22 protein-coding genes are annotated in these 25,609 nt (G+C 65.1%); 7 read left to right on the top strand and 15 right to left on the bottom strand.

The features are described from left to right. Positions 1 to 129: 129 nt before the first annotated feature. A complete protein-coding gene (gshA, locus tag DCO45_RS03105) occupies positions 130 to 1,662 on the top strand; it encodes a glutamate--cysteine ligase (RefSeq protein ID WP_116924440.1) in 1,533 nt (510 codons plus the stop codon). A 177-nt stretch (positions 1,663 to 1,839) separates the two neighbouring features. Then, complete coding sequence (locus tag DCO45_RS03100) at positions 1,840 to 4,215, top strand: FUSC family protein (RefSeq protein ID WP_116924439.1); 2,376 nt, start codon at positions 1,840 to 1,842, stop codon at positions 4,213 to 4,215. A 21-nt stretch (positions 4,216 to 4,236) separates the two neighbouring features. On the opposite strand, the gene DCO45_RS03095 is transcribed toward DCO45_RS03100, so the two are convergent. Both DCO45_RS03095 and DCO45_RS03090 read right to left on the bottom strand, forming a co-directional pair. Further along, entirely contained in the window at positions 4,237 to 4,464 is a 228-nt protein-coding gene (locus DCO45_RS03095; RefSeq protein ID WP_116924438.1) for an oxidoreductase-like domain-containing protein, read from the bottom strand. Further along, positions 4,461 to 4,712 (bottom strand): hypothetical protein, encoded by a 252-nt coding sequence (locus DCO45_RS03090; RefSeq protein WP_021027316.1) that lies wholly within the window; start codon positions 4,710 to 4,712, stop codon positions 4,461 to 4,463. The genes DCO45_RS03095 and DCO45_RS03090 overlap by 4 nt, the downstream gene beginning before the upstream one ends. A gap of 70 nt (positions 4,713 to 4,782) precedes the next feature. Here DCO45_RS03090 and ylqF point away from each other — a divergent pair, with 70 nt between their 5' ends. The 3 genes from ylqF to DCO45_RS03075 all read left to right on the top strand — a co-directional run bounded on the left by ylqF (position 4,783) and on the right by DCO45_RS03075 (position 8,432). Beyond that, complete coding sequence (gene ylqF / locus DCO45_RS03085; protein WP_116924437.1) at positions 4,783 to 5,727, top strand: ribosome biogenesis GTPase YlqF; 945 nt, start codon at positions 4,783 to 4,785, stop codon at positions 5,725 to 5,727. A 505-nt stretch (positions 5,728 to 6,232) separates the two neighbouring features. Further along, positions 6,233 to 6,418 (top strand): hypothetical protein, encoded by a 186-nt coding sequence (locus DCO45_RS03080; protein ID WP_243419218.1) that lies wholly within the window; start codon positions 6,233 to 6,235, stop codon positions 6,416 to 6,418. Between the two features lie 40 nt (positions 6,419 to 6,458). Then, positions 6,459 to 8,432, top strand: coding sequence for an AAA family ATPase (locus tag DCO45_RS03075; protein ID WP_116924500.1), 1,974 nt, complete (start codon positions 6,459 to 6,461; stop codon positions 8,430 to 8,432). Between the two features lie 79 nt (positions 8,433 to 8,511). Here the strand turns inward: DCO45_RS03075 and DCO45_RS03070 are convergent, their stop codons facing one another. The 7 genes from DCO45_RS03070 to DCO45_RS03040 all read right to left on the bottom strand — a co-directional run bounded on the left by DCO45_RS03070 (position 8,512) and on the right by DCO45_RS03040 (position 14,458). Next, positions 8,512 to 9,642: a TraB/GumN family protein gene (locus DCO45_RS03070; RefSeq protein ID WP_165841111.1), complete on the bottom strand. Its 1,131-nt coding sequence runs from the start codon at positions 9,640 to 9,642 to the stop codon at positions 8,512 to 8,514. Positions 9,643 to 9,704: 62 nt separating this feature from the next. Further along, positions 9,705 to 10,901 (bottom strand): M20 aminoacylase family protein, encoded by a 1,197-nt coding sequence (locus DCO45_RS03065; RefSeq protein ID WP_116924435.1) that lies wholly within the window; start codon positions 10,899 to 10,901, stop codon positions 9,705 to 9,707. A 142-nt stretch (positions 10,902 to 11,043) separates the two neighbouring features. Next, a complete protein-coding gene (locus DCO45_RS03060; RefSeq protein WP_116924499.1) occupies positions 11,044 to 12,222 on the bottom strand; it encodes an MFS transporter in 1,179 nt (392 codons plus the stop codon). Positions 12,223 to 12,366: 144 nt separating this feature from the next. Then, a complete protein-coding gene (locus DCO45_RS03055) occupies positions 12,367 to 13,179 on the bottom strand; it encodes a pseudouridine synthase (protein WP_116924434.1) in 813 nt (270 codons plus the stop codon). A gap of 66 nt (positions 13,180 to 13,245) precedes the next feature. Beyond that, positions 13,246 to 13,659 carry a DUF6691 family protein gene (locus DCO45_RS03050; RefSeq protein WP_116924433.1) on the bottom strand — a complete coding sequence of 138 codons (414 nt, stop codon included), beginning with the start codon at positions 13,657 to 13,659 and terminating at the stop codon, positions 13,246 to 13,248. A 10-nt stretch (positions 13,660 to 13,669) separates the two neighbouring features. Next, on the bottom strand, positions 13,670 to 14,098 hold the full coding sequence (locus tag DCO45_RS03045) for a YeeE/YedE thiosulfate transporter family protein (protein ID WP_116924432.1): 429 nt from the start codon (positions 14,096 to 14,098) through the stop codon (positions 13,670 to 13,672). 36 nt (positions 14,099 to 14,134) lie between these two features. Then, on the bottom strand, positions 14,135 to 14,458 hold the full coding sequence (locus DCO45_RS03040) for a metalloregulator ArsR/SmtB family transcription factor (RefSeq protein ID WP_116924431.1): 324 nt from the start codon (positions 14,456 to 14,458) through the stop codon (positions 14,135 to 14,137). 91 nt (positions 14,459 to 14,549) lie between these two features. On the opposite strand from DCO45_RS03040, the gene DCO45_RS03035 reads away from it, so the two are divergent. After that, positions 14,550 to 15,470 carry an MBL fold metallo-hydrolase gene (locus DCO45_RS03035; protein ID WP_116924498.1) on the top strand — a complete coding sequence of 307 codons (921 nt, stop codon included), beginning with the start codon at positions 14,550 to 14,552 and terminating at the stop codon, positions 15,468 to 15,470. A gap of 158 nt (positions 15,471 to 15,628) precedes the next feature. On the opposite strand, the gene DCO45_RS03030 is transcribed toward DCO45_RS03035, so the two are convergent. The 3 genes from DCO45_RS03030 to DCO45_RS03020 form a co-directional block, all read right to left on the bottom strand. Continuing rightward, positions 15,629 to 16,909: an MFS transporter gene (locus tag DCO45_RS03030; protein ID WP_116924430.1), complete on the bottom strand. Its 1,281-nt coding sequence runs from the start codon at positions 16,907 to 16,909 to the stop codon at positions 15,629 to 15,631. 345 nt (positions 16,910 to 17,254) lie between these two features. Beyond that, positions 17,255 to 18,091: an META and DUF4377 domain-containing protein gene (locus tag DCO45_RS03025; protein WP_116924429.1), complete on the bottom strand. Its 837-nt coding sequence runs from the start codon at positions 18,089 to 18,091 to the stop codon at positions 17,255 to 17,257. 270 nt (positions 18,092 to 18,361) lie between these two features. Continuing rightward, positions 18,362 to 19,240 carry a M23 family metallopeptidase gene (locus DCO45_RS03020; protein WP_116924428.1) on the bottom strand — a complete coding sequence of 293 codons (879 nt, stop codon included), beginning with the start codon at positions 19,238 to 19,240 and terminating at the stop codon, positions 18,362 to 18,364. A 375-nt stretch (positions 19,241 to 19,615) separates the two neighbouring features. Here DCO45_RS03020 and DCO45_RS03015 point away from each other — a divergent pair, with 375 nt between their 5' ends. Then, the gene (locus tag DCO45_RS03015; RefSeq protein ID WP_312986736.1) at positions 19,616 to 20,173 is read left to right on the top strand and encodes a DUF2242 domain-containing protein; all 558 of its coding nucleotides are present in this window, start codon (positions 19,616 to 19,618) and stop codon (positions 20,171 to 20,173) included. Between the two features lie 102 nt (positions 20,174 to 20,275). Here DCO45_RS03015 and DCO45_RS03010 read toward each other — a convergent pair whose 3' ends face one another. The 3 genes from DCO45_RS03010 to DCO45_RS03000 form a co-directional block, all read right to left on the bottom strand. Continuing rightward, complete coding sequence (locus tag DCO45_RS03010) at positions 20,276 to 21,652, bottom strand: YdgA family protein (protein ID WP_116924426.1); 1,377 nt, start codon at positions 21,650 to 21,652, stop codon at positions 20,276 to 20,278. Positions 21,653 to 21,854: 202 nt separating this feature from the next. Further along, on the bottom strand, positions 21,855 to 23,780 hold the full coding sequence (locus DCO45_RS03005; protein WP_116924425.1) for a gamma-glutamyltransferase family protein: 1,926 nt from the start codon (positions 23,778 to 23,780) through the stop codon (positions 21,855 to 21,857). 149 nt (positions 23,781 to 23,929) lie between these two features. Beyond that, the gene (locus tag DCO45_RS03000) at positions 23,930 to 25,564 is read right to left on the bottom strand and encodes an alkaline phosphatase D family protein (RefSeq protein ID WP_243419217.1); all 1,635 of its coding nucleotides are present in this window, start codon (positions 25,562 to 25,564) and stop codon (positions 23,930 to 23,932) included. Positions 25,565 to 25,609: the final 45 nt, after the last annotated feature.

Here is a 25,609-nt window from a genome sequence, read left to right as displayed (position 1 = left end):
CGTTCTTACCAAGGTGTGCTGCGGCTATCGGGCTAAATCCCGAAGCCCGGTCAGGCTGAGCGTGCAATACTCTGCCAGTCGCCGGGCAACCTGCTATCGTGCAGCCCGGCTTAGACAAGAACAACGCAGATGAACCATATCCAAGAACGCATTGATGCCATTGGCACCCAGCGCCTGCTGGGCATTGGGCGAGGCATCGAGAAAGAAGGCCTGCGCGTGAACGACGAGGGTGCGCTGGCCTTGACGCCGCATCCGGCCGCTTTGGGCTCGGCGCTGACGCACAGCAGTATCACGACCGATTTCAGCGAGTCGCAGATCGAGATCATCACCGGCGTGCACCAGGGCGTGCAGGCCTGCCTCGATGAACTTTCCGAGGTGCACCAGTACGTCTACCAGGTCCTGCAGGCCAATGACGAGCGGCTGTGGATCTCGAGCATGCCTTGCTCGCTGCCTTCGGACGAGACCATTCCGCTGGGGCGCTATGGCACCTCGCACATTGGCCGCTCCAAAAGCATCTACCGCATGGGCCTGGGCCACCGCTATGGCCGGCGCATGCAGACCATCTCGGGCATCCACTACAACTGGTCGATGCCAGGGGTGAGCAGCGAGGCCTATTTTGGTCTGATCCGCAATTTCCGCCGCGAAGCCTTCTTGCTGCTTTATCTCTTTGGCGCATCGCCCGTGCTCTGTCCTTGCTTTGTGCAGGGCCGCCCGCACCAGCTGCAGCCGCTGGGTGATGGCCAGGGCGCCCTGCACCTGCCCCACGCAACCTCGCTGCGCATGGGGCGCCTGGGCTACCAAAGCGATGCCCAGGCCTCGATCAGCGTCAGCTACAACGACCTCAAGGGCTATGCCGATTCGCTCTATGGCGCCTTGACCCAGCCGTATCCAGCCTATGAAAAAGTGGGTGTGATCAACCCGGGCGGCGAGTACAACCAGCTGGGCACGAGCCTGCTGCAGATCGAAAACGAGTTCTACGGCACCATCCGCCCCAAGCGCACGGTGCAGCGTGGCGAGCGCCCGCTGCATGCGCTGCGCGAGCGCGGCGTCGAGTATGTTGAAGTGCGCTTGATGGACATCAATCCGTTTGACAGCATGGGCATCTCGGCCCCGACGATGCGCTTGCTCGATGTCTTCTTGCTGCACTGCCTGCTGAGCGACAGCCCGCCCGATTCGCCCGCTGAAATCGCCGAGATGAAGCACAACCAGCACATGGTGGCCGAGCGCGGCCGCGAGCCGGGCCTGACCCTGCAGCGCCAGGGCCAGGAAGTGCTGCTGACCGACTGGGCCCAAGAGGTGCTGCAAGCCTGCCAGCCCATTGCGGCGGCGCTGGACCAGGCCCATGGCACGCAGGACTACAGCCAGGCGCTCCAGCAATCCCAGCATCTGCTGGCCCACCCGGAGCAAACTCCATCGGCCCAGGTGCTGGCGGCGGTCAGCGGGCAGTTTGGCACCTCGTTCAAGGCCTTTGGCGCCGCCCAGTCGCAATGGGCCCGCGAGCAGACCCTCGCCCGCCCCTGGAGCGATGCGCTGACGGCCAAGTACCAGCAGCGTGCGGCCGAGTCGATCAAGGCGCAAAAGGACATGGAAGCGGCGGACACGGTGCCGTTCGAAGAATGGCGCCAGTGCTATATGTCTCCCGAACACCTGGTCGTGTCTTGATAGACCTCGTGCCCTAGAGCCCGCTGCTGCGGGCTTTTTTGTTGCTGGCACGCCGCAGCGGTCGGGGGCAGAATGCAAGCGTTTGCAAGAAGCTTTGCGCTTCTGTTTTGATAGCTGTCCACGTTGGCTATCATTTGTCCGACATCTTTGGGTGTTGATTTCTCGTATTGTTCTGCCATGGCGCACTTCTCTTCCGACCGCAGCTGGCGCACGTTCAAGCGTGGCCTGCTCAACCACTATGTGCTCAACGGGCTGGAAGTGGCGCTGGGCCTCTTTCTCGTAACCACGCTGGTGCAGCTGATCTGGGGCACGCAGCATGCGGCGGCGGCCTCGGTCGGGGTCATCGTCACCATCGTGGTCGACAACCCTGCGCCGCGCCGGGGCAAGTTCTGGCGCATGCTGCCTGCCCCCTTGCTGGGGGCGCCGCTGTTTTTCATGGTGCAGCTGATGCACCAGCACCTGGTGCTGCTGGGCCTGGTGGCCGTGTTGTCCACTTTTCTGGGCTTTTTGTGGATGGCCTGGGGCAAGCGCGGCGCGCCCATTGCCATTGCGGTGGTGCTGGCCATGGTGCTGGGCATGTCGGTGCCCAAGCCGGCCGAGGGGCAGCTGCTGGCCGCAGCGGCCGAATCGACGATGTTCTTCAGCATTGGCGCGGGCATGTTCCTGGTGTATGCGGTCATCGCCAACACCTTGCTCAATTTCCGCTACCGCGTGCAGTTCATCGCCGATACCGTGCTGTCGCTCGCTGCCCTCATGCTGGAGCAGGCGCGCATGGTGCTGCCCGAGGCGGCCCGCCATGTCGGGCTGGAAGGGGAGTCGGTCGATGGCGAGGCCTATGGCGACAACCTGGCCGACCGCAATTTTGGCAAATTCTCGCGTTCAGGCCAGCCCCAGCAGCACATGGGCCAGCTGATGGCCCGGCACGCAGCCTTTGCCGACCAGCTGCAGGCGGCCCGCGACATTGTGCTGGAGAGCCCGCGCACGCCGCGCCGCCAACGCCTGGCCGGCATGCTGATGCAGATGCTGGAGATCCGCGACCACCTGCTCGCCTGCGAGCTGGACCTGGAGCATTTGCGCAAGTCTCCCGAGCAGGCGCCGATGCTGCTGGCCCAGCAGGCCATGCTGCGTGCCCTGGCGATGGAGGTGGTGCACCTGGCCGACAGCCTGCTGCTGGGCCGCAAGCCCCGCGCGATGAGCAATCTTGACGCCTTGCTGCGCCCCATGCAGATGGCCAGCAAGCTGCCCGCGCAGCGGCTCGAAGAATCGCTGCCTGACCACTACGACGCCGATGTCTCGCCCCAGGCACTGTCACGCGAGCTGAGCGAGCGCATTGTGCGCATCCATGAAGAGGTCAACCGCTTGATCGGCCTGGGCCGCGACGAGGTCGAGCCCGATCTGGCCGTGGTGCGCGCGAGCTGGCAGATGTTTGTCAGCCCGACGGCCTGGTCCTGGACGCCATTCAAGGGCCTGATGAGCTGGGATGCGCCTCCGCTGCGCCATGCGATCCGCGCGGCGCTGGCCATTGCGGTGGGCTACCTGGTGGTGCAGGTCCTTCCCTGGAATGCCCATGCCTACTGGGTGCTGCTGACGATTGTGGTGGTGCTGCGCGGCAGCCTGGCGCAGACCCTGGAGCGGCGCACGGTGCGGGTGCTGGGCACCTTGCTGGGCTGCGTGGCGGCGCTGGCCATCTTGTCGGCGCATCTGTCGCCGCTGGGTTTGATTCTGTGCCTGACGCTGGCCCAGGGCGTCGCGCACGGCTTTGCGCTGCGCCGCTACCTGTTCACCGCGATGGGCGCGACGGTGTTGGGCCTGGTGCAGGCGCATATGCTGCATGCCGGGGGCAGCACCACCTTCCATATGTTCGAGCGCGTGGTCGATACCTTGATCGGCACCGGCATTGCCTGGGCCTTTGCCTATGTGCTCCCGTCCTGGGAGCGCTCGCAGCTGCCGGCGCTGGTGCAGCGGGTGCTCAAGGCCCAGGCCGCGCATGCCAGCACGTCGCTGGCGGTGGACCAATTGCAGGCCGTGGACAACGCCCCCGAGCTGGCCTGGCGCCTGGCGCGGCGCGAAGCCTATGACAGCCTGTCCGCGCTGATCCAGGCCGTTGACCGCTCACTGAAAGAGCCGCGTGCCGTGCAGCCGCCGCTGCAGGCGCTCGAGCTGTTCCAGGCCCATTGCTACCAGCTGCTGGGCCAGATGTCTTCGGTCAAGATCATGCTGATGATGCGCCGGGGCCAGACGCCGTCGCCGTTTGCGGTGCAGCAGCTCCAGGACACCGCTGCCACCATCGATGCCTGCCTGCTGCAGGCGCCGCCGTTGCCGGCTGCTGGCGATGCCGAGGCCCAGCGCCCCGCCAAGATGCCCGCTCCCGAGCGCGTGCCCGGCCCGGAAGACCGCGACCAGCTCATTCCCTGGCTGATGCGGCGCCTAGCCACGGCACGCATTCTGGCCGGCCAGCTGCAGCAGGATGCCGTGCAGATCCGCCAGTTGCTGGCGCGCGAGGAGACCTTGCCGCCGGTGCAAGCAGAACCGGTTCAGGCGCAGTCCACTTGAGCGTGAAAAAAGATGGAGGGGTTAGGACTGCAGCGCCTCGAGTGCGCATTCCTGCCAGTACATTGCCGCGGCAAAAAAACCTTCCCAGACGCAGCCATTGCAGCCCCGGCCGCAGCAGGTGGTGGGCGCGGCTGGGGGCTCGCGCAGGCTGATCTGGCGGGCGCTGGCGCTGGCCTGCAGCGCGGCAAAGCACTGGCGCGCCTCGCGCAGGCTGGCCAGCGGCTGGAGGCGGAGGACGGCAGGGTTCACTGCTCGGGCCGGGGTGGCACGGCCTTGCGGCGCAGGCCAAAGCGCAGCACAAAAGCCGCGCCCAGTACCAGGGAAAACCAACCCACTGCCGGGGCCTTGGCAAAAACTCCCTGCACAATATCGCCCTGAGCGACATAGGGCGAGACCACAATCACCAGCCCTATCAAGACCAAGATGATGCCTTTGATGAGCAGGTCCTGATCGGATTTGCGCTGCGCATCCCACTGGCGTTGAGATAAAGAAGACATGGCAGCATTATCCGGCACAGCGCGCCTGCGTGCGTATCGCCTGCCTGCCATTCCCCCCGAAAGCAAGAGTATGAGTATCCAATGGTTCCCCGGGCATATGCACCTGACGCGCAAGCTGATTGCCGAGCGCATCAAAGACATCGATGTGGTCATCGAGGTGCTCGATGCACGCATGCCTGGATCGAGTGCCAACCCGGCGCTGACGGAGCTGACCGGCCACAAGCCCACGCTCAAGATCATCAACAAGCAGGACATGGCCGATGCCAGCCGCACGGCGCTGTGGGTGGCCTGGTATGAGGCCCAGCACGAGACCAAGGCCCTGCCGCTCGATGCCAGCGAGCCGGCCCCGGCCAAGCGCCTGGTGGAGGCATGCCGCCAGTTGGCACCCGGGCGCGGCGGTCTGGCCAAGCCCATGCGGGTGCTGATCTGCGGCGTGCCCAATGTGGGCAAGTCCACCCTGATCAACAGCATGAGCGGCAAAGGCCAGGCCAAGGCCGGCGACGAGGCCGGTGTGACCAAGGACGAGCAGCGCATTGTGCTGGCCGATGATTTCTACCTCTGGGACACACCCGGCATGCTCTGGCCCAAGATCATCGTGCCCGAGTCGGGCTACAACCTGGCGGCCTGCGGATCGGTGGGGCGCAATGCCTATGACGACGAGCTGGTGGCGCTGGAGCTGCTGCTGTACCTGCAAAAGCACTACCCGCGCCAGCTGGACGAGCGCTACAAGCTGGGGCTCGAAGATGCGGACATCGCTGCGCTGAGCGATGACGAGCTGCTGACCTTGATTGGCAAGAAGCGCGGCGCAGTGATGGGCGGCGGGCGCATCAACATGCAAAAGGCCGCTGAGCTGCTGATCACCGACTTTCGCACCCAGATGCTGGGCCGCATCACCGTCGAGACGCCGGCAGAGTTTGAGCAATGGCGGGCGGCTGGCGAGGCGGCCGAGGCCTTGCAGCAAGCCAAGAAGGCAGAACACGCCAAACACCGCAAGGCAGGGCGCAAGCGCTACTGATCTGCGCGGCAGGCTCGCGCTGGCTGGGGCGCTGCTGGCAGGTTGCTGCCTTTTATGCGCACAAAGCCGCTCAAAAGCGGCCAAAGCCAGCGGTTGCTGTGGGCTTTTATGCAACAAGCGGTATATGGTCCTTGCATTCTTGAGAAATAACCGCTATAGTTCACCCTTCGTCTTCTTATCGCTGCAGCAACGAATGACCTTCTGCAGCGCACCATTGGGAGTTTTTGCTATGTCCTGTTTCATGTTCAACCCTCTCCACTGAACACGGTTTCTGCCCCGGCTAAACCATGTTCATATGGTTTAGCCTTGGCCCAGATCGCCGCCTGCACCACTGCAGCCGGGATCGACAAAAGCCCTGGCTACTTCGCCGGGGCTTTTTGTTTTGGGGTTTTGCTGCGCCCGCCGTCAGGCCATAGGCGCGCCAGGCCCCTGAGGAACCGCACAGATGAGTGCAAAAACGGTTTCCCGTGCCTTTGAAGAGGGCCGGGTCAAGGCTTTGCGCCGCATGAAACAACCTATTGCGTTGCTGATCGTGGCCGATGCCACTCCTTTCAACCCTGTTGCCAAAGCCATGGCCCAGCGGCGTCTGTCCGGCGCTGCGGGCAAGCACATTCGCAGCCAAGGCGCCCAGCGCCGTGCCGACCGGATGGCCTTGCAACAGATGACCCGCAAAGCCGACCATGGGGATTGAGCGGCTGCGCTGGATGAAAAGACAGCACAACATGAAAGAAATGAAAACCTCCCCGGAGCTATTGCTTCGCGTACAGATGCATGAGCGTCAGCAAAACCTGCAGGCCATTGCGGCCCAGCTGAAAACCGAATTGATCGGTATTGATGACGTGATTGACCGTGTGATGGGCGCCGTGCGCGCCTGGTACGTGATGCCCCAGCTCATTACCCGCCCTGTGATTGTGTGCCTGTGGGGATTGACAGGCACGGGCAAGACCCAGCTGACGCGCCGCCTGGCGCAGCTGCTGGGTTTTTATGATCGCTTTGTCGAAGTCCAGATGGACGGCTTCAGCCAAAACGGTGAGAGCTATGGCGCATCGACCATCTCCGGCACGCTCGAGAGTGCGGGGCTGGTGGAAGGCGCGCCCGGCATCCTGGTGCTCGATGAGTTCCAGCGTTACCGCACCGTGAGCAGCCGGGGCGATGACAGCAAGGTCGAGCGCTACCAGGATGTCTGGGCCTTGTTGTCGGATGGCAAGCTGCCGCCCGCTTTGTCGGAGCTGCACAGCATCGAGCGCAAGCTGGCGGATGCGCTCTATGACGCCGAGCGGGCCGAAGAAGACGACGCGCAGGAGCGGCGCAAAAAGCAGCAGATGCGCTACAAGATCGATGCCTGGGACGCGCAGGCGCTCAAGCGCAGCTTGAAGCTCGATGCGCCCTTGCTGGACATCATGCAGTGGAGCAATGACTACATTCACCAGCTGCTGGTCCAGTTTCGCAGCTCCCAGCAATCCTGGGAGACCGATTACAGCCGGCTGCTGGTCTTTGTCTGTGGCAATCTCGACGAGATGTACACGGAGACGGCCAGCCGCGTCGAGGACTGCGACACCGATGCCGACATTTTCCACCGGCTCACAAGCCGCCTGTCGCTGATCGATGTCAAGCGCGCCTTGGCCGAGCGCTTCAAGCCCGAGCAGATTGCCCGGCTGGGCAACCAGCATGTGATCTACCCGTCGTTCAGCCGCTCGGCCTACGAGCAGCTGATTGCGACGACGGTGCAGCACTATGTGCAGGGGCTTGAAGCCAATTGCGGTCTGCGCTTTGTCATCGGCAGCGATGTGCTCGCGCAGATCTACCAGAACGCGGTGTTCCCCACTCAGGGCACGCGGCCGCTGTTCTCGTCGGTGCACACGATCTTGTCGAGTGCGTTGGTCGATGCAGCGCTGTGGGCGCTGGAGCAGGGCGCGCAGGCCGGCCAGCCATTGCAGGTGCAGATGGCCGCTGGCGCGGCGCAGCTGCAGGTGCAACTGCCACTGCCAGGTGCGCCAGAGGTGCTGCAGCAGTGCTTTGCGGTGCCGCTGGATCTGAACAAGGTCAAGCAGCGCACCAGCGCGGATTTTCGCGCGCTGCTGGCGGTGCATGAGGCCGGGCACGGCCTGGTCTATGCGCTGCTGTTTGGCCGCACGCCGCAGGAGCTCAAGATCAATATTGCGACTTTCGAAGGCGGCTACAACAGCTTTACCGAGCTGCAGGCGACATCGCGGCGCAATATGCTGGACATGGTCTGCGTGGGCCTGGCCGGCCGCGCGGCCGAGCGCCATGTGTTTGGCCAGGAAGCCTGTACCACCGGCGCCGAGCAGGATATCCGGCAGGCCACGGCGGATGCGGCGCGCTACCTGCGCCACCTGGGTTTTGGTGCGCGCCTGTCGCGCACCGATGTGGCCCAGGAGCCTGGCGACAACACCAATACCGAGGTGGGGCCCAGCAATGCCGGTATCGAAGCCTTGCTGCAAGCGCAGATGCTGCGGGCGCAGGACCTGCTGGTGCAGCACAACGCCTTGCTGATGGCGATGACCGCCTTGCTGCTGCGCGAGGGCCTGATCAGCCCGGCCGCAATGGCGCAGCTGTGTGCCGAGCATGGCCAGGTGGTGCAGGCCAGTGCGGCGCAGATCCCGGATGCGGCTGAACAAAAATGGGTGCTGGAGCCCTATGCCGACATGCTGGCCAAGCACGACCAGCGCCCGCGCATGGCCTGAGTGCGCGAGCTGTTCCGCTACTTTTTACGCCGCCTGTTGCAAAACAGGCGGCGTTTTTTATGGGAGCTTTTATGTGCGCTTATTGGGCCTTGGCGGGCGTGCTTGCAGGCACTGCGCTGCTGGCAGCGGCTGCAGCCTCTGCGCCCTTGCCGGTCAGCTGCCGCACCGTAAAGCCCTGCTTTTGCAGCAATTGCAGCAGGTTGTTGTCGCCCACCATGTGCAGCAGGCCCACGGCGATGAAAAGCTGCGGTTGGGCCGCCATCATGGCCGGCAGCCGCTCGGCCATGCGCTGGTTGCGCGTATCGAGCAGGGCCGCTTGCATGCCCACATCGCCCAGGCATTGGCAGGTCTGCATCAGCTGCTCCAGCGCAGCCAGGTCACCGCTTTCCCAATACTCGGCCAACTTCTGGGCGACCTGGCGGTTCTTGCCGCTGTCGATGTCGTCGAGCGCCTTGCGGATGTCGTCGGGTGTGGCCAGCTGCGCGGGCACACCATCGCCACCCAGGCCCATGGCCAGCAGCTGCTCCTGCGCCGTCTCGATGGCCTGCACCGGTTTGCCCACCGCATGGGCCATGGCCGCCAGGTTCAGGTCGATGCCGTAGGCCGGGTGGTAGCCGCTGCGTGCCATGTCCTGCATACCGAGCGCGATCAGGCGGGCCAGGGTGGCGGCATTGGTTTGCCAGGTGCTCTGGTCCACACAGGATTCAAAGGCCATGCGACCCATGCGTGTCTGCAGCTCGGGGTTTTGGCGCATGACCAGCTTTTGCCGGTCATTGTCTTCGCGCATCGCCTGGGTCAAGGCCTGCAAGGTGGCGGGGTCCACCGGGTCGAGCTCCAGCGCAATGGCGGGGGCAGCGCGCAGCGCCTGCGCGGTGCGCGGGCCTGGAAAGATCCAGGGCAGCTGGCCCACATGGATGCTGCCCCAGAGATAGGCGACCGTATCGCCTTTGCGCAGTTGCCACAGCACGCCCCGGTCCGGATGCGGCTTGCGCGATTCCGCCTGGTAGACCGCCGGATCTTTGACGGCTGGGGCCGGGCAGGAGGGGTTATCCGCTGGTGCCAGCTGCGGTGCTGGCGCGGCTGCAGGCGTGCGTGCCTGGGCCGCATGGCCGCCAGCGAGCAAGGCCAGGCCCAGCAGCAGCTGTGGCAGCAGGCGCAGGCCGCGTGCGGGGTGGTGGGGGAGAAGCGAGAGGGGTGCTGAATGCTGCAAAACGGGCTCCAGATCATGGCCGCAAGGCTTGCGGTGATGCGAGCCCTTGCGGCGATTAACGCTTAGCGCTGTGCCTGGGTCGCAAACCAGCGGCGTGCCAGGCGATCCCAGAACTTGGCGCCCAGGGCGATATTGTTGTCGTTGAAATCATAGCCCGGGTTGTGCAAGCCAACGCCGGGCTGGCCATCGGAGCCGTTGCCGATCCAGCCATAGGCACCGGGTACTTCTTCGAGCATGAAGCCAAAGTCCTCGGCTGTCATCGCCGGCAGCACATCGGTGTGGGCGTTGGTGTTGCCAACCATCTCGCGCATCACCTCGCCCATGAACAGCGCCTCCTTGCGGTGGTTGGTCGTGTTGGGGTAACCGGGCTTGATGATCACTTCGGCGCTGGCAAAATGCGCCTCGGCGATGTGGCCGGAGACCCGGTGCAGGCCGTCGATCAGGAACTGCTGCGAGGCCAGCGTCAGGTTGCGGCAGGTGCCGTAGATACGGGCCTCATCCGGGATGATGTTCTCCACCGTGCCCGACTCGATCTTGCCCACGGTCAGCACCGCAGCATCCAAGGGATCAGTGCCGCGCGAGACCAGGGTCTGCAACTGGCCGACGATGGAGCAGGCCACCGGGATCGGGTCCACTGTCGTATGGGGCAGTGCCGCATGGCCGCCCCGGCCACGCACCACAATCTCAAAGCGCAGCGCAGCTGCCATGATGGGCCCCACGCGCACCCCCATCTGGCCCTGCGGCAGCGCGGGCCAGTTGTGCAATGCAAACACGGCCTGGCAGGGGAACTGGGTAAACAGCCCGTCCTGCATCATCGCGCGCGCGCCTGCGCCGCCTTCTTCACCGGGTTGAAAGATCAGGTGCACCGTGCCATCGAAATCACGCCGGCCAGCGAGCAGCTCAGCGGCCCCCATCACCATCGTCGTGTGGCCGTCGTGGCCGCAGGCATGCATGCGGCCCGGGTACTGGCTGATGTGGCCAAACTGGTTGGTTTCCTGCACCGGCAGCGCATCCATGTCGGCGCGGATACCGATGGCAGGCCCGGGGTTGGCGGCATCGCGCCCCTGGCCGTAAATGCTGGCCACAATGCCGGTGGTGCCCAGGCCCCGCACCATGGGGATGCCCAGCGCCGTCAGATAGGCCGCGATCTTGTCGGCGGTGCGGTTTTCTTCGTACTTCAGCTCCGGGTGCATGTGCAGATCGCGGCGAAATGCAGTGAGCTGGTTGATGTTGGGGGCGTTGTCTTGGTCGAGGTACATGGTTTCTCTCTCGTGTCGGTGCAGGCGGCCACTGACCGCCATGCCGGAACTGCAAGCCTACCATTGTCCTCCTGTCTGCCCGGAGTGTCTGCGCGACAGTGTCTGGCGGGAAGCTCTGGGCGGGAAGCTTCGGGCCGCCCCTTTATGCCGCGTCGGTGGCAGAGGCCACGGCGCCCGGATGCGACAATCTGCGGTCCGCCAGCAGGGCCGCCACATTGAGCAGGGCCAGCACCGTGCCAGCGATGCAGGCACCCGTCCAGCCGCCGTGGTGCCAGGCCCAGGCGCCGATGGCCGAGCCAGCCGATGCGCCGATAAAGTAGCCCGTCATATAGCAGGCGTTGATGCGCGAGCGCGCCTCGGGTGCCAGGCGGTAGATGACGTTCTGGTTGCAGATGTGGGTGCCTTGCAGCGCCAGCTCGATCACCAGCATGCCGATGATGAACAGGAACACCGAGTGCTGGCTGTACCACAGCAGCGCCCAGTTGACGACCAGCAGCAGCACGGAGAAGGCGGTGGTCGGGCGCTCCAGGCCCTTGTCGACCAGGCGACCCGCGGCATTGGCCATCAAGGCGCCGGCTACACCCGACAGGCCAATGAGGCCGATCGACGAATCGCTCAGGCCGTGCTCGGGGCCGCCGAGCATCAGGGCCATCGTCGAGAACAGCACGCTGACCGATGCAAAGGCCAGGCCCCCCAGCAAGGTGCGGGTGCGCAGGCGGGGCTGGGTGCGTATCAAGGTGGCCATGCTGCCCAGCACCTGGCCATAAGGCAGGCGTGGGCCGCTGTGTGCCACCTTGGGCAGCACCCGGTAGAGGGCCAGCGCCACCAGCACCATCGCGATGCCGCCCGCCTTGTAGACCAGGCTCCATCCGCCCACGGCCGACAGGAGTCCGGCGACTGTGCGCGAGAGCAAAATGCCGGTGAGCAGGCCGCTCATCACCAGGCCGACGGCGCGGCCACTTGACTCACGCGGGGCCAGGCTGGCGGCCATCGGCACCAGCACCTGGGCCGCGACCGAGAAGAGACCCGTCACCAAGGTGCCCAGCACCAAGGCTGTGAACGGTGAGGGCATCAGGCCAGCAAAGCCGCTGACCAGCAGGCCGATCGCCGCGAGCAGCATCAGGCCCACGGTCAGTTTGCGGCGCTCGAGCATATCGCCCAGCGGCACCAGAAACAGCAGGCCAATCGCATACGACACCTGCGCGCAGGTGACCAGAATGCCGGCCGTGCTCTCGCTCACCTGCAGCGCATGGGCGATGGAGTTGAGCAGCGGTTGGTTGAAGTAATTGGCGCCGGCGCAGAGGCCGCAGGCTGTGGCCATCAGCAGCAAGACGGCAGGGCTGAGCGTTGCAGCAGGCGCTGCCGAGGAGGGGGCGGCGGCAGAGGTTGTTGTTTGTTTATTTTTCACGGGGCGAGTGTGCGCGCATCCGAAAAACAATGTGCACCCTTGGTCTTGGCGCAGCTGCTAGGCTTGCCGCGACCAGGCCGGGTTGCGCAGCAGCGCCTGCCATTGCTGCAGGCTGGGGTGCGATTGCGGCACGGACATGCCCGCTGTGGGTTCTGTGTGCCGGAACTGCAGCCCACTTTCAATATGCAAGGGTGCCTGCGTATAGGGGTGCTGCAGCGACAGCGACCAGGCATGCAGCCACAGCCGCTGCAGGCCCAGACGCTCGGCCCACCAACGGTTCAATGGGCCCTTGCCATGCGTGGCATCGCCAATGATGGGGTGGGCGATGTGCTTGAGGTGGCGGCGGATCTGGTGGCGGCGCCCGGTGTGGGGTGTCGCCTGGACCAAGGACAGCCGCGTGCCGGCAAAGCGGCTGTCATAGGCCTCGGCGTGTTCCAGCGTCGCCAGGCGCGCAAAGCGGGTCCGGGCCGGCTGGGCGGGCGCGTCCTCAGGCGCATCATCGGGGCGCAGCGCGTGGTCGACCTCCGCTTGCGGCGGCGCCCAGCCGCGCACCATCGCCAGGTAGCGCTTGTCGATCTGGTGGTTCTCAAACTGGCTGCGCGTGCGGCTGGCGGCCTCGGCATGCAGCGCCAGCAGCAGCACACCGCAGGTGCCCTTGTCGAGCCGGTGCAGCGGAAAGACATGCTGGCCGATCTGGTCGCGCAAGGTCTGCACGATAAAGCGCGTCTCGCCTGCATCCAGGCCTGTGCGGTGCACCAGCCAGCCGGCGGGTTTGTAGATAGCCACCAGGTGCTCGTCGCGCCACAGCAGGGGCAGGGGGCAGCCCTGGGCGTGGGCATGCGCAGCAGCGGGGTCGATGGCGAAAGACATGGGTGGGCGGGCTGGTGAAACAATGTTGCAGGCGTGATCAGCTATGGATTTTATAGTGGCCGTGCCTCAAGACCTCTTGGACCACAGCCCAAACAACAGCATGCCTGCCAGCATCGCCGCGCTGAAGATCGCCGCCGAGCCCATGCCCGCCGCCGTGCCCAGCAGTGCCGGGCCTGGGCAGTAGCCGGCCAGGCCCCAGCCGATGCCAAATAGCGCCGAGCCGATCAGCAGCGGTGCATCAGCCGCTTGGCGTGCAGGCAGCTGCATGGGCTCGCCCAGCAGGCTGCGGTTGCGCCGGCGCGCCAGCGCAAAACCGGGCAGACCCAGCGCTATCGCGCCGCCCATCACCAGCGCCAGCGACGGGTCCCAGGGGCCTGCCAGATCGAGAAAAGCCAGCACCTTCTGCGGATCGGCCATGCCGGACACCAGCAGGCCCAGGCCAAAGACCAGGCCTGCAAGGGCTGCTATCAGGATAGTCATCGTTCTCTCCTTACAACACGTGGCGCAGCACAAACACGGTTGCAAAACCGCTGGCCATAAAGACCAGGGTGGCCACCAGGGAGCGCAGCGACAGGTGCGAGAGCCCGCAGACCCCATGTCCACTGGTGCAGCCAGAACCCAGGCGCGTGCCTATGCCCACAAGCAGGCCGGCCAGCACCAACAGCGGCCAGGCTGCAGGGCTGCTGGCCGCTGGCAAGGGCGCAAACCACTGGTAAATCCATGGGGCTGCCAGCAAGCCAGCCACAAAGGTCAGCCGCCAGGCGCCGGGTTGTGGGCGTGGCGGCAGCAGTGCGGCCACGATGCCGCTGATGCCCGCAATACGGCCATTGAACAGCACCAGTAGCACGGCAGCCAGACCAATCAAGGCACCGCCTGCGAGGGCGGCCAGGGGCGTAAAGGCAGACAGATCGAGCGACATGGGCGACTTCCTTGACGTGAACGATGCGGTGGGGTTTCAGGCTGCCGGGCAGTACTGGGCGTACAGCGTCTGCAACAGCGCCAGCAGGCGCGCATCGGCCACCTGGTAGAAGATGTTCTTGCCCTCGCGCCGGGTGCTGACCGCGTTTTCGCGCCGCAACACGGCGAGCTGCTGCGACAAGGTGGGCTGCGCAATGCCCAGCTGCGCCTCCATATCGCTGACGCAGCATTCGCCTTGGCTCAGGAGGCAGAGCAGCAGCAAGCGGTCCTCATTGCCCAGCAGCTTGAGGGCAGAGACGGCATGGTGCGCTGCCTCGCGCATGGCGTCGGGCGAAGGGGAGGCCTTGGTTTTTGCAGACATGGGAAGAAGGCTTGGACGCAGCAGGCTTGCCGAAAAGGAGGATTTTTATTATATTAAAAGATATATTGTTTTGTGTGAATGTGTTTTGACCATGCGCTCTGCCCCTTCTTTTGGCGTTCAGGCATTTTTTGACGAGGTGACCGGCACCGTCAGCTATGTGCTGCACGATGTGGCCAGCCGCGAGGCGGCAGTCATCGACCCGGTCTGGGACTTTGATGCCAAGAGCGGCCGCACCAGTACCGCATCGGCCCAGCGCATAGCTGATTACCTGGATGCCGAGCAGCTGACGCTGCGCTGGGTGCTGGAGACCCATGCCCATGCAGACCACCTGTCTGCGGCCCAGTGGCTGCGCAGGCAGATGCCCGCAGGCGCGGTGCGCATTGCCGCGCCGGTGGTGATTGGCCAGCAGATCACGCAGGTACAAAAAGTGTTTGGCGGCATCTACGGCATGGAGGGCTGCATCGCACCGCAAGGCGCAGACTTTGACTGCCTGCTGCGCGATGGCGATGTGCTGGCGCTGGGGGCCACTCGCATCCGCGCGCTGGGTGTGCCCGGCCACACGCCGGCGGACCTGGCCTATGCGGTGGAAGAGGGCGGTGCTGCGGCAGGCGCAGTGGCCGCCATTTTTGTCGGCGACACCTTGTTCATGCCCGATGTGGGCACAGCGCGCTGTGATTTCCCTGGCGGCGATGCCCATGCGCTCTACCGCTCGATTGGCCGGCTACTGGCGCACCCGCCAGAGACGCTGCTCTATGTCTGTCACGATTACCCGCCAGCCGGCCGCGCTGCCGCTTGGTGCAGCACGGTGGCCGAGCAGCGTGCGCACAATATCCATGTGCACGAGGGTGTGGACGAGGCCGCTTTTGTCGCGATGCGCGAGGCGCGCGATGCAACGCTGGCGATGCCGCAGCTGATGCTGCCCTCGGTGCAGGTCAATATCCGCGCCGGGCGCCTGCCCGATGCCGATGCGCAGGGCCGGCGTTTTCTCAAGCTGCCAGTCGATGCGCTCTGAGGGAGCGTTGAGGTTTGGTCTTAGAGCCGGTAACACGACCCAGCGAACCGAAGGTTTGCGGTTGAGACTAGGCGTCAAGCCGCAGGCAGTACAGGCGTACGACAAGGCTTGGCGCGGCCGGCGAGGCTACGACGTATCAAGGGTTGTGTTGGCGGCTCTTAGCGGCCCGCAGACTGGTGCTGCGCGTCTTCGAAGCGGTTCACTTTCCACAGGCTGGGGAAGAGCCGCGTCCACAGCCCCACCACCAGGAGCGAGCACAGGCCGCCCGCCACCGCTGCGGGAACTGCGCCCAGCAGGGCAGCGCTGCTGCCAGCGCGGAATTCACCCAGCTCATTGGACGAGCCGATAAACAGCATGTTGACGGCATTGACGCGGCCGCGCATGTTGTCGGGCGTGGCAAATTGCAGCAGCGATCCGCGTACATAGACGCTGACCATGTCGGCCGCGCCAGCGACGGCCAGCGCCAGGCAGGACAGCCACAGCCAGTGCGACAGCGAGAACACCAGGTTGGCAATGCCAAACACGGCCACGGCCAGCATCATGCGCCGGCCCACCTGGGTGCCAAAGGGGCGGCTGCTGAGGTAGAGGCCGGCGCAGACTTCGCCCATCGCCATGGCGCTGCGCAGCAGGCCCAGGCCTTCGGGCCCGGTGTGCAGCACCTCATGGGCGTAGATGGGCAGCAGCGCCACCACGCCGCCCAGCAGCACGGCAAACAGATCGAGCGAGATGGTGCCCAGCACCATGGGGCGGCCAAAGATAAAGCGGATGCCCGCGCCAAAGCGCTGCCAGATCGTGTCGCGCGCGGCGCCTGGCTCGGCAGCGGCCTTGGGCGCCGCATACAGCACCTGGACGCGCAGCAGTAGCGCGGTGCCAATTGCAAAGGCCAGCATGCAGACCGCATAGGTCCACACGGCCCCGCCAGCGGCGTACAAAAAGCCGCCCAGCATCGGCGCGCCAATGGCCGAGCAGCGCATTACCACGCTGTTGGTGGCAATGGCCTTGGGCAGCAGCGCCATCGGCACCAGCTGCGGCAGCAGGCTTTGCAGCGATGGGCCCGAGAAGGCGCGCGTGGCGCCATACAGCACCAGCACCGCATAGATGCCTGCGACCCCGGCATGGCCATGGCCCGACAGCCACAGCAGCAGCGCGCTGCAGACACTGCCCAGCGCCCAGCTGGTGGCCAGCACCTTCTTGCGTGGCAGCCGGTCGATCAGCTCGCCGGCAGGCAGCAGCAGCAGGAGCATCGGGATGAACTGCGCCAGGCCGACAAAGGCCAGCGCCATGGGGTTGCGCGTCAAGTCATAGACCTGCCAGGCGACGACCACGGCCTGGATCTGGGTGGCACCCACGGCAAAGACGCGCGCGATCAGAAAAACGAGAAAGCCGCTGTGCTGGTCGCGCAGCAGCGGCGGAGGGGCGGAGTGGGTGGTCGCTGGCATGGGGTGGGGCGCAGCCTGCGCTGGTGCAGCTGCTGCAACCGCAATATGGTTGTAGGTGTTTGTGGCGCCATTCTGCCATGCCTGCTCAACTCTTATATAAGAGTTGGGCTTATCCATGCGGCAAGCAGGGCATGCCCAAAAGCGGGGCATGTGCGCAACGGCGCTGCGATGCGCGCATTGCGCCAATGCGGGCTGCAAAAACCAAACCCCCTGTCACCGCTGTGGGGCGACTGGGGGTTGGTGATGTGGATGTAGCTTGAGGCCTCTAACTGGCAATAGCTGCGAGCTGCCAGACCTCAATGTCAGCTGAGTAAGCGGGCGCTGTCAGCAGCACCGCCGGGGCCATCAAGGGGCCTTGGCGGTCTCGACCGTCAAGTCCAGTACATAGGCGTAGCGCGACGCGTCCGCTGGCGGATTGGCAATGGTGTAGCGCTTCACGCGCAGCACATTGCTGTAGCCGGGTTCGTGCTGGTAGCCTTCGATATTGCCGTAGAAATGCTGCCAGTCGCCGGCCACGGTCTTGCGGCCGTTGCTGTCATAGCGCAGCTCACGCACCTGCAGGCATTGCACGCCCTTGGCCACGCCGTGGCTGCAAGGCTTGGTCTGGGGGGCCACTTCATAGAACATGGTCTCCCCGGCGCTGCCGTACTTGGTGGCGTTGGTGGGCACCGACTTCAGCAGCCAGCGGCTGCCATCGTTGAACTGCAAGGTCAGGCGCGGGGCGTTGCTGTCCTGCGTGATGCGCAGGCTCTCGGCGCGCGTGATCTGTGCGCTCACTGCCTGCTCGAGCTGCATCAGTGGGGGATCACACGCCATCATCGTGCCAATCGGGTTGGTGATGCTGATCTTGTCGCCATCGAGCTGGTAGCCCGCGCCCATCACATTGCAGAGGTTGCCGATGCTCACGCGGTGTGCTGTCTTGGCATCGCCGCTGAAGCCCAGGCGCAGCACCTTCTTGGGGGCCAGTGCGGTGAAGGCGGGCAGCGGACGGCCGGACTGGTCTTCGGCGCGCTCCAGGTCCCAGTGGTAGGACTGCAAGGTCTTGTCGGTGGCAGATACGTTCATGGCGGGTGCGGTGCTGCCTGCAGCTGGTGCTGCAGGGGTGGACGATGGGGTGCTGCTGCAGGCGGCCAAGGCCATCGCAGCGGCTGCGCTGAGGCTCATCAGTTTCCAACGTTGCATATGAAGTTTTTCCTTGTTCGAGGCAGCGCACAGGCGCGCGCTGCGGTGGGTGAAAGCAAACTTAGCTTGCCATCCTAGGGGCTGCCGGCCGGCGCTGGTGTAGGCCAAGCTTGGTGCTTGGCAGCCCGCTCCATGGCCGCTGCCGCAGCAGCGTTTGCCTAAAACTTAGGCGCATGAAAATTGTTGAAGCAAGTCAAAGGCTTGCCATCTTGTCCAGAGCCTTGTCCACATGCTGACCCACAGATATCTGGGATAACCACAGGCGCGCTATCAGGCGGTGAGGAAGAGGGCCGGGTCGACCATGCTGCGGTTGAGCATCACGCCCCAATGCAGGTGCGGGCCTGTGACCCGGCCGGTCGCGCCGACCTTGCCGATCACTTCGCCAGCGCGCACGCTCTGGCCCACCGTGACCTGGGTCGCGCTCAGGTGGCAGTACATCGTCAGAAAGCCGCCACCATGGTCCATCCAGATGGTGTGGCCGTTGAAGAAGTAGTCACCCACATCGATGATCTTGCCATCGACCGGTGCCTTGACGGGCGTGCCGGTGGCTGCGGCGATGTCCATGCCGCTGTGCGGATTGCGCGACTGGCCATTGAAGACGCGGCGCAACCCGAAGGAGCTCGAGCGCCGGCCGGGCACCGGCACGGGCAGCTGCATCTGCGCGGGCAGCGGCGTGCTGAAGGTGGCCATCACTGTTTGTTGGTGGTCACGTTCGCGTTCATAGCGGGCATTGTCGGCGGCAGACAGATCGACCGTCTTGGGGGCGACCTTGAGGCGCTGCTCGCTGTACTTCTTGTCGCGCACCGTGTAGGGGATACTGCGTGGGCCGCTGGCCGTATGCAGCCGGATCTCTGCGGCGCCGGTGGGGGCCGACAGCGGTATGCCGACCAGCGCTGTCCATTCGATGGCGTCACCCAGCACCAGCAGCGGTATATCGCCCGCAAAGGCGTGGGGCCGCTCGGCCGCCGGGCCCAGCGACAGGCGCGCTACGCCACCGGGAACGCGCGCGTCAGCGGGCCAGCCATCGGTGGCCGCTGCCTGCGCGCCGTGCAGCCAGGGCAGCAGCAAAAGGCCGCTGCCAGCTTGCAGCAAAAGGCGGCGCTGCAGGCCTGGGGAGTCGGTTGGGCGGGCAGGGTCTGGCATGGGCATGGGGTTGGTCAGGAAGGTTGAATGTGCTTTTAAAAGCATAGCGCGTTGTGCTTTTCCATCCTGGGTAAATGCCGCGCATAATATGCAAAATTTGGTAAACCAGTGCAGCGCTGCTGGTGCTGGGGAACGCGGCTGGTAGCATGCCTCTTTGCCCCCTGTGCCGGGCGTGCTATACAGGCGTTGGCTGACATGCTGCGCCGGCCATATCCATTACAGTGGTGCGGCTGGGCCTGCATCTCTGTCATCCAGGTCATCATGTTGTTTCGGGAGTTCGTTTCGTTCATGTTGGGCAAGCATTCAGATCTATTTTTACTGGCTGCATCCACCCGCTGCACACCGCATCGCTCATGGGCGGGTTGGTCCTTGGTGGCGGCCTTGGCGCTGTCTGTATCGGGTTGCGGCAGCCTGGACCGCGAGGCCGACAGCCACCGCTACAACGTTGTGGCCCATGAGACCTTTGGATCGTCTGCCACCTATTCACGCCTGTTTGATGCGCCGCCGGAGCGCGCTTGCGAGGCCGCACGCCGCGCGCTGTTGAGCCAGGGTTATCTGATCAACGTCTCCAAGGGCAAAGAGGTCGAAGGCCAAAAGAGCTTCCAGCCAGCGACGGACAACCACCAGATCATCACCATCCGCGTGGTCTGCGCTGCCGACAGCAAGGACGGCAAGGTGACCCTGGGCTTTGTGTCCGCACTCAAGGACACCTACAACCTCAAGAAGAGCAGCAACTCGGCCAGTGTCGGTGTGGGCGCTTTGGGCTCGCTGTCGCTGCCGTTTTCTGCCGGCAATGATTCCATGGTCAAGGTGGGCAGCGAGACGGTGAGCTCGGCCACCTTCTACGACAGTTTCTTTGACCTGATCAAGTCCTACCTGCGCCAGGACGATGAACTGCGCCAGCAAAGCCTGACCGGCGACGAAGAGTTCGTCGAGTAAAGCGGCGCCGCAGCTTGCCGCTGCATGTTGGCCACCTGCAAAAAAGCCCGCCATCGGGCAGATGGCGGGCTTGGTTTTTGGGGGAGGGGCCCAGGCCCCGGTTCAAGGCATCGCGGACAACAGACCCATCATCCCGTTCTGGTCCAGTGGCTTGCCATTGGCTTGCAGCTTGCCGTCAGCCCATTGCAGCTGAGACGTCATGCGGTCGCTGTTTTCGACCAGCAAGCCGGCCTGCACCAGACCGCTTAGGCGGGCATTGACATCTTCTTGCACGACGCTGGCGAGTTGCTTTTCATCAAGCTCGGCGTCCTCGTTCTCCAGCAGGTAGGTCTCGCGCACCTTGCCGGCATACAGGGACTGCAGCACGGGCTTGGGCATGTCCAGGCGCAGCATGGCCTTGAAGTCCATCATTGGGTTCAGGGGCTTGCTGGAGTCACCCTGGTAGGCCAGCGAGGCCGCCACCTCGGCCGTGCCTTCGGCGGTGCGCCAGCTGATGCGCTTGACTTCCAGCTCGGGCTTGCGCGCCAGCAGCTGCTGCATGCCCTGCATCAGCAGCATCTGCATGGCCTGCGGATCGCCCTGGATCTTCTGCGACTCTTTGGTGAACTGGTTCAGCCAGCCCGCGTCCAGGTTGTGCAGACCCAGGTCGACGGCGATGTCGTCGATCTTGTGGTCCTTTTGTACAAAGGATTTGACCGAGGTATTGATGGTGGTGTTGACCACCTCGGCTGCCAGCTGCGTGTCGGCCACCATCTTCAGCCCCGCCAGCTCTGCCGGGGCATCGCCGTTCTTGGGCGTGACCTTGAGGCTGGCCAGGTCCCACTGGAGGCTGCCCACCATGAACTCCTGGCCCGTGGGCTGGTGCATGTCAAAGCGCATGATGTTGCCGCTCATCAGCATCTCGGAGGCCTGGCCGTCGTCTTCTTCGCCGGGCTTGCTTTGCACCAGCAGGCTGGGCATCGATGCATCGCCCTTGATGCGGCTGAAATCGGAGGACATCTCGAAGTCTGACTTGAAGCCGCCAAAGGCGAGCTTGTCCGCACCAAATTCGCCATTGAATGCCGGCGATGTCACCTCGTTCTGGGTGTTCTTGGACCAGCCCACCTTGCTCTTCCAGACCAGAGGCGCCTTGTCCTTGAAGGCCACCACCCACTCGGGCGGGGCATCGGGATTGATGGCAAAGGTGGAGACGATTTCTGCCAGGTGCGCAATCGGCAGCGGGCCGTGGCTGATGGCGTGCTGGGCGGTGAACTGCAGCTTTTCTTCACCGGTGTCCACCGTCCACAGCGTTTGCGCGGTCGACGAGAAAATGCCCTTCTGGTAGTCCTGCACCTGCACCAGCAGCGGCGGCTTGCTCCACTCCTTGGCGGCGGTCGCAAAACCTTGCTCGATGTTGTTGCCGACCAGGTAGCCTGTGGTGGCGCCGCCTGCGGCCAGCACGGCCACGGCTGCGGCAATGCCGATGCCTAGTTTTTTCATGTGTTTTCCCCTCTGTGGTTTGAAACCGGATGGACGCAGCTTGTGGTGTGCTTGGATGCTGCGCCTTGCGTGGAGCCCGCATTGTAGAGGGCGGGCTGCAAAATCAGCAATGCGGTGCCCAGGCGCTATGTGACCAGGTGTAGCGGCGCGCAGATATTAAACGAGCCGCAAGCGGCCCGTGTGTTGGCAAGCAGAGGGGCGCTTACTGGCCCATGACAATGCCTTCGCGGCGCGGATCGGCGCCACCAAACCACCAGGATTTGCCATGCGCCTCGCCGCGCGAGATCGCCTGCAGGCCGCTGGTGAGGTTTTGCTCCTTGACCTCGGCGCCACGCGCCTGCAAGGACTGCACGGTGGCAGCGGGGAAGCGCTTTTCCTCCAGCACCGTGGGGCCATTGAGGCTGCCAAAGTTGGGCAGGTTGATGGCCTGCTGCGGCATCAGGCCCCAGTTGAGCATGCCGTACAAGGTCTTGGTGGTGTAGTGGATGATCCAGGCGCCGCCGGGGCTGCCGGCACTGATCACGAGGCGGTCCGTGGCCTTGTCGAACACCAGGGTGGGCGCCATCGACGAGCGCGGCCGCTTGCCGGGCTCGACCCGGTTGGCGATGGGCTGGCCCTGCGCATCACGCGGCGCCAGGCTGAAATCGGTCAGCTCGTTGTTGAGCAGGAAGCCGCCGGCCAGCCCGCGACCGGTGTTGACCATCTGGCGCGAGCCGAACTGGTCTTCGATCGTCGTGGTCATCGCAATCGCATTGCCGTAGCGGTCCACGATGCTGATGTGGCTGGTGCCGTATTCCTGCTGGTAGGGCTGGCTGGCGTAGGCCATCTGCACGCTGCCTGGCCGCCCGGGTTGGGCTTGCTGCATGCTGCGCGCGCCGATCAGGCGGGCGCGCTGGGCCAGGTAGTCGGGCCGCAGCATGCTTGACCAATCCCCTGCCGGCGCCCCGACAAAGGCCGGGTCGGCCACATACTGGTTGCGGTCGGCAAAGGCCAGGCGCGAGGCCTCGGCATAAAGGTGCAGCCAGTCGGCGCTGGGCAGGCCGTCGGCGCCCAGGCCCATTTGCCCCGCCGGAGTGTTGGCCAGGATGCCCAGGATTTGCGCCACCGCAATGCCGCCCGAGCTGGGTGGTGGAAAGCCGCAGAGCCGGTAGCTGCGGGTCGACGCCGGTTGGCTGGCGGGGGCGCCCGCAGCGCTGGGCGAATAATCGCTGCACAACGCCTGGCGCTTGAGCGGCTGGTAGGCGGCCAGATCGGCCAGGCTGAGCTTGCCGGGGTTGCTGGCATGGCCCTGTACCTTGCGCACGATGGCCTCGGCCACCGGGCCTTCGAGCAGGGCCTTGGAGCCGTGCTGGGCAATGCCCTGCAACACGGCGGCGTAATCGGGGTTCTTCAGCAGATGGCCAACGGGCCAGGGCTTGCCATTGGCATCGAGAAAGTAGCCGCTGGCAACCGGATCCTGGCCCAGAAATTTCTCCTGCGCAGTCAGGGCGTTCAAACGCGCACTGACCTTGAAGCCATCGGTGGCCAGGCGAATGGCCGGCTCGAACAAGCTGGCCCAGGGCAGTTTGCCGTGCTCCTTGTGCGCCATCTCCAGCATGCGGATGGCGCCGGGCACGCCCACCGAGCGTCCGCCCACCACCGCATCATGGAAGGCCATGGGCTTGCCGTCACGCATGAACAGGTTCTCGTCAGCGGCCATCGGCGCGACCTCGCGGCCGTCATAGGCCTCGACCTGGCTGCCTTGGGCATGCAACAAAAAGGCGCCGCCACCGATGCCGCTTGATTGCGGCTCGACCAGGCCCAGCACCAGTTGCACGGCAATGGCCGCATCGATGGCCGAGCCGCCCGCTTGCAGCACCTGGTAGCCGGCATCGGTGGCCAAGGGGTTGGCAGCGGCTACCGCGTATTGCTCGGTGGCCCAGCCGGGCTTGTCGGTCCAGCCGGAGCTGCCTTCGGGCTGGTCAGACGCAGCGGGGGGGTGGTATTGCAGCTTGGGCTGGCTGCTGCAGGCGGCCAGCAAGGCAGCCGTGGCGACGGCTGCCAGAGACAGCGACCAGCGGCTGGCCGTGGCGCGGGAAGGCGGCAGATGCGGGTGGCGGGTGTGGGACCCCGGGGACAGTCGTGGCATGGCGATCTCCTGGTTGTGGCGGCAATGTCTGGCATGCTAACCGCTTTGCCGCGACAGGCGTAGCGGACAGCACCGCTAGAGGGGCCACAGAGCGTTGCTGAATGTAGGCTGCCCAGGGCTAAGGGATCGGCGGCAAGATCAGGCCAGGATCAGGCCCATTGCGGCCCGGCGACCTGGTCCTCCACCACAAAGCGGGCCAAGGTGTGGGCGGCACTGTCCGCATACTGCGGCTGGTTGACCACGCGCAGCTGGGTGGTCCAAAGCTTGGGGGTGATGTCGCACAGCCCATAGCCGCGTTCATCGCAGCGGGCGAGCAGCACATGGGGATTGCGGGCCACGATGGCGTCGACCCGGGCCTGGGTGGTGCCCGAGTGCGAGCTGATCGAGGTGCCGCAGAATTCGCTGGCTAGCACCCGTTCGGGGCTGGCGCCCTCCAGGTACTGGATGCGGCAGACATAGTTCTGGTGGATGTCGCCGCCCAGCAGCACGGTGTTGCGCAGCTGCGCCTCAGCCATCGCGCGCAGCAGCCGCTGGCGTGCGGCGGGGTAGCCATCCCAGGTGTCGGCACTGCTGCGGCCGTTGGGAAAGTGGCGAGGCGCAAACAGCGTTTGCTGGCAGATGATGCTCCAGCGCCGGCTCTCAGGATTGGCCGCGCTGTTGCCTGCCAGCTGGGCGGCCAACCAGCGCTCTTGGCTCCAGCCCAGAAAGCTGCGGCTGTTGCGCGCCAGATCGGCGCAGTCTGCGGCCTTGACGGAGGCTGGGCTTTTGCCGGTCACTGCACGGCAGGCCTGGGCATCTCGGTACTGGCGCGCATCGAGCACCCACATCGCGGCCAAGGCGCCCCAGCTTTGCTGGTGGTACAGCGGCGTGTGGGCCGGGGGCAGGGCCAGCCCGGCCTGTTTGCAGGCGACCGAGGCGCGCAGCGGCATGTTCTCGTAAAACGCCTGGTAGGCCGCCATGCGCTTGGCAATAAAGGCCTGGACTTTGCCCACGCCATCGTCGCCGACATAGTTGTCTTCAACCTCATGGTCGTCCCAGGTCACCAGCCAGGGGCAGTGCGCATGCATGGCCTGCAGGTCCGGGTCGCTCTTGTGCAGCGCATAGCGGTCGCGATAGTCCTGCAGCGTAACGGCATGGGCGAGCGGCTGCAGGCGCGCGAGCTGGCTGCGCTGTTGCTTGGCAGCGGATGCGGGCGAGGCATATTCGTAGATGTAGTCGCCCAGAAAGACGACCAGGTCGGGATCGTCCTCACGCGCATGGTGCCAGGCCGCGTAGTAGCCATGCTCCCAGCGCTGGCAGGAGGCATAGACCAGGCGCAACCGGGCCACCGCAGCACCCGCGGCGGGCGCGGTGCGGGTGCGGCCTGTCGCGCTGGTCTGGCCCTGGCAGTGAAAGCGGTAGTGGTACCAGCGGTCGGCCTCCAGGCCCTGGGCCAGCACATGCACGCTGTGGCCGCCGTCTGGGCTGGCCAAGGCCTCGCCCTGGCGCAGAATCTGGCGGAACTGCGCATCCTGGGCCAGCTCCCAGTGCACCGCCACCGGGCGCAGCAAGGGCGCGCTGGCGCTGGGCAGCAGCCGTGTCCACAGCACCACGCTGCTGGCATCGGGCTCTCCACTGGCAACGCCCAGGCCAAACAGCTGCTCCGATACCGGCCAGGGGGCCATGGCCAGCGGGGTGTTGCTATCTGCCCGCGCGATGGCCGGCAACTGGGCGGCCAGGCCCAAGGCACCCAGGCCTTGCAGCCATTGGCGTCGGTTGAGGAGCTGGGCCAGGTCTTGATCCAAATCTTGGTTCTGGCGGCCGGGTAGGACTTGCTGCGGCATAGGTCG

Origin of the sequence: Comamonas sp. JNW (genome assembly GCF_003105075.1) — a bacterium.
Lineage (GTDB): Bacteria > Pseudomonadota > Gammaproteobacteria > Burkholderiales > Burkholderiaceae_C > Comamonas > Comamonas squillarum.
This window is presented reverse-complemented; position numbering and strand designations above follow the sequence as displayed.

What these genes read in the sequence shown, in the direction of transcription:
- DCO45_RS03055 (WP_116924434.1), bottom strand. Translation starts at nt 13,179, where the DNA reads ATGTCTTTCGCCATCGACCCCGCTGCTGCGCATGCCCACGCCCAGGGC.
- DCO45_RS03005 (WP_116924425.1), bottom strand. Translation starts at nt 23,780, where the DNA reads ATGCCACGACTGTCCCCGGGGTCCCACACCCGCCACCCGCATCTGCCG.
- DCO45_RS03090 (WP_021027316.1), bottom strand. Translation starts at nt 4,712, where the DNA reads ATGTCTTCTTTATCTCAACGCCAGTGGGATGCGCAGCGCAAATCCGAT.
- gshA (WP_116924440.1), top strand. Translation starts at nt 130, where the DNA reads ATGAACCATATCCAAGAACGCATTGATGCCATTGGCACCCAGCGCCTG.
- DCO45_RS03025 (WP_116924429.1), bottom strand. Translation starts at nt 18,091, where the DNA reads ATGCAACGTTGGAAACTGATGAGCCTCAGCGCAGCCGCTGCGATGGCC.
- DCO45_RS03065 (WP_116924435.1), bottom strand. Translation starts at nt 10,901, where the DNA reads ATGTACCTCGACCAAGACAACGCCCCCAACATCAACCAGCTCACTGCA.
- DCO45_RS03075 (WP_116924500.1), top strand. Translation starts at nt 6,459, where the DNA reads ATGAAAACCTCCCCGGAGCTATTGCTTCGCGTACAGATGCATGAGCGT.
- DCO45_RS03050 (WP_116924433.1), bottom strand. Translation starts at nt 13,659, where the DNA reads ATGACTATCCTGATAGCAGCCCTTGCAGGCCTGGTCTTTGGCCTGGGC.
- DCO45_RS03040 (WP_116924431.1), bottom strand. Translation starts at nt 14,458, where the DNA reads ATGTCTGCAAAAACCAAGGCCTCCCCTTCGCCCGACGCCATGCGCGAG.
- DCO45_RS03020 (WP_116924428.1), bottom strand. Translation starts at nt 19,240, where the DNA reads ATGCCCATGCCAGACCCTGCCCGCCCAACCGACTCCCCAGGCCTGCAG.
- DCO45_RS03010 (WP_116924426.1), bottom strand. Translation starts at nt 21,652, where the DNA reads ATGAAAAAACTAGGCATCGGCATTGCCGCAGCCGTGGCCGTGCTGGCC.
- DCO45_RS03060 (WP_116924499.1), bottom strand. Translation starts at nt 12,222, where the DNA reads ATGGCCACAGCCTGCGGCCTCTGCGCCGGCGCCAATTACTTCAACCAA.
- DCO45_RS03045 (WP_116924432.1), bottom strand. Translation starts at nt 14,098, where the DNA reads ATGTCGCTCGATCTGTCTGCCTTTACGCCCCTGGCCGCCCTCGCAGGC.
- DCO45_RS03080 (WP_243419218.1), top strand. Translation starts at nt 6,233, where the DNA reads ATGAAACAACCTATTGCGTTGCTGATCGTGGCCGATGCCACTCCTTTC.
- ylqF (WP_116924437.1), top strand. Translation starts at nt 4,783, where the DNA reads ATGAGTATCCAATGGTTCCCCGGGCATATGCACCTGACGCGCAAGCTG.
- DCO45_RS03035 (WP_116924498.1), top strand. Translation starts at nt 14,550, where the DNA reads ATGCGCTCTGCCCCTTCTTTTGGCGTTCAGGCATTTTTTGACGAGGTG.
- DCO45_RS03030 (WP_116924430.1), bottom strand. Translation starts at nt 16,909, where the DNA reads ATGCCAGCGACCACCCACTCCGCCCCTCCGCCGCTGCTGCGCGACCAG.
- DCO45_RS03100 (WP_116924439.1), top strand. Translation starts at nt 1,840, where the DNA reads ATGGCGCACTTCTCTTCCGACCGCAGCTGGCGCACGTTCAAGCGTGGC.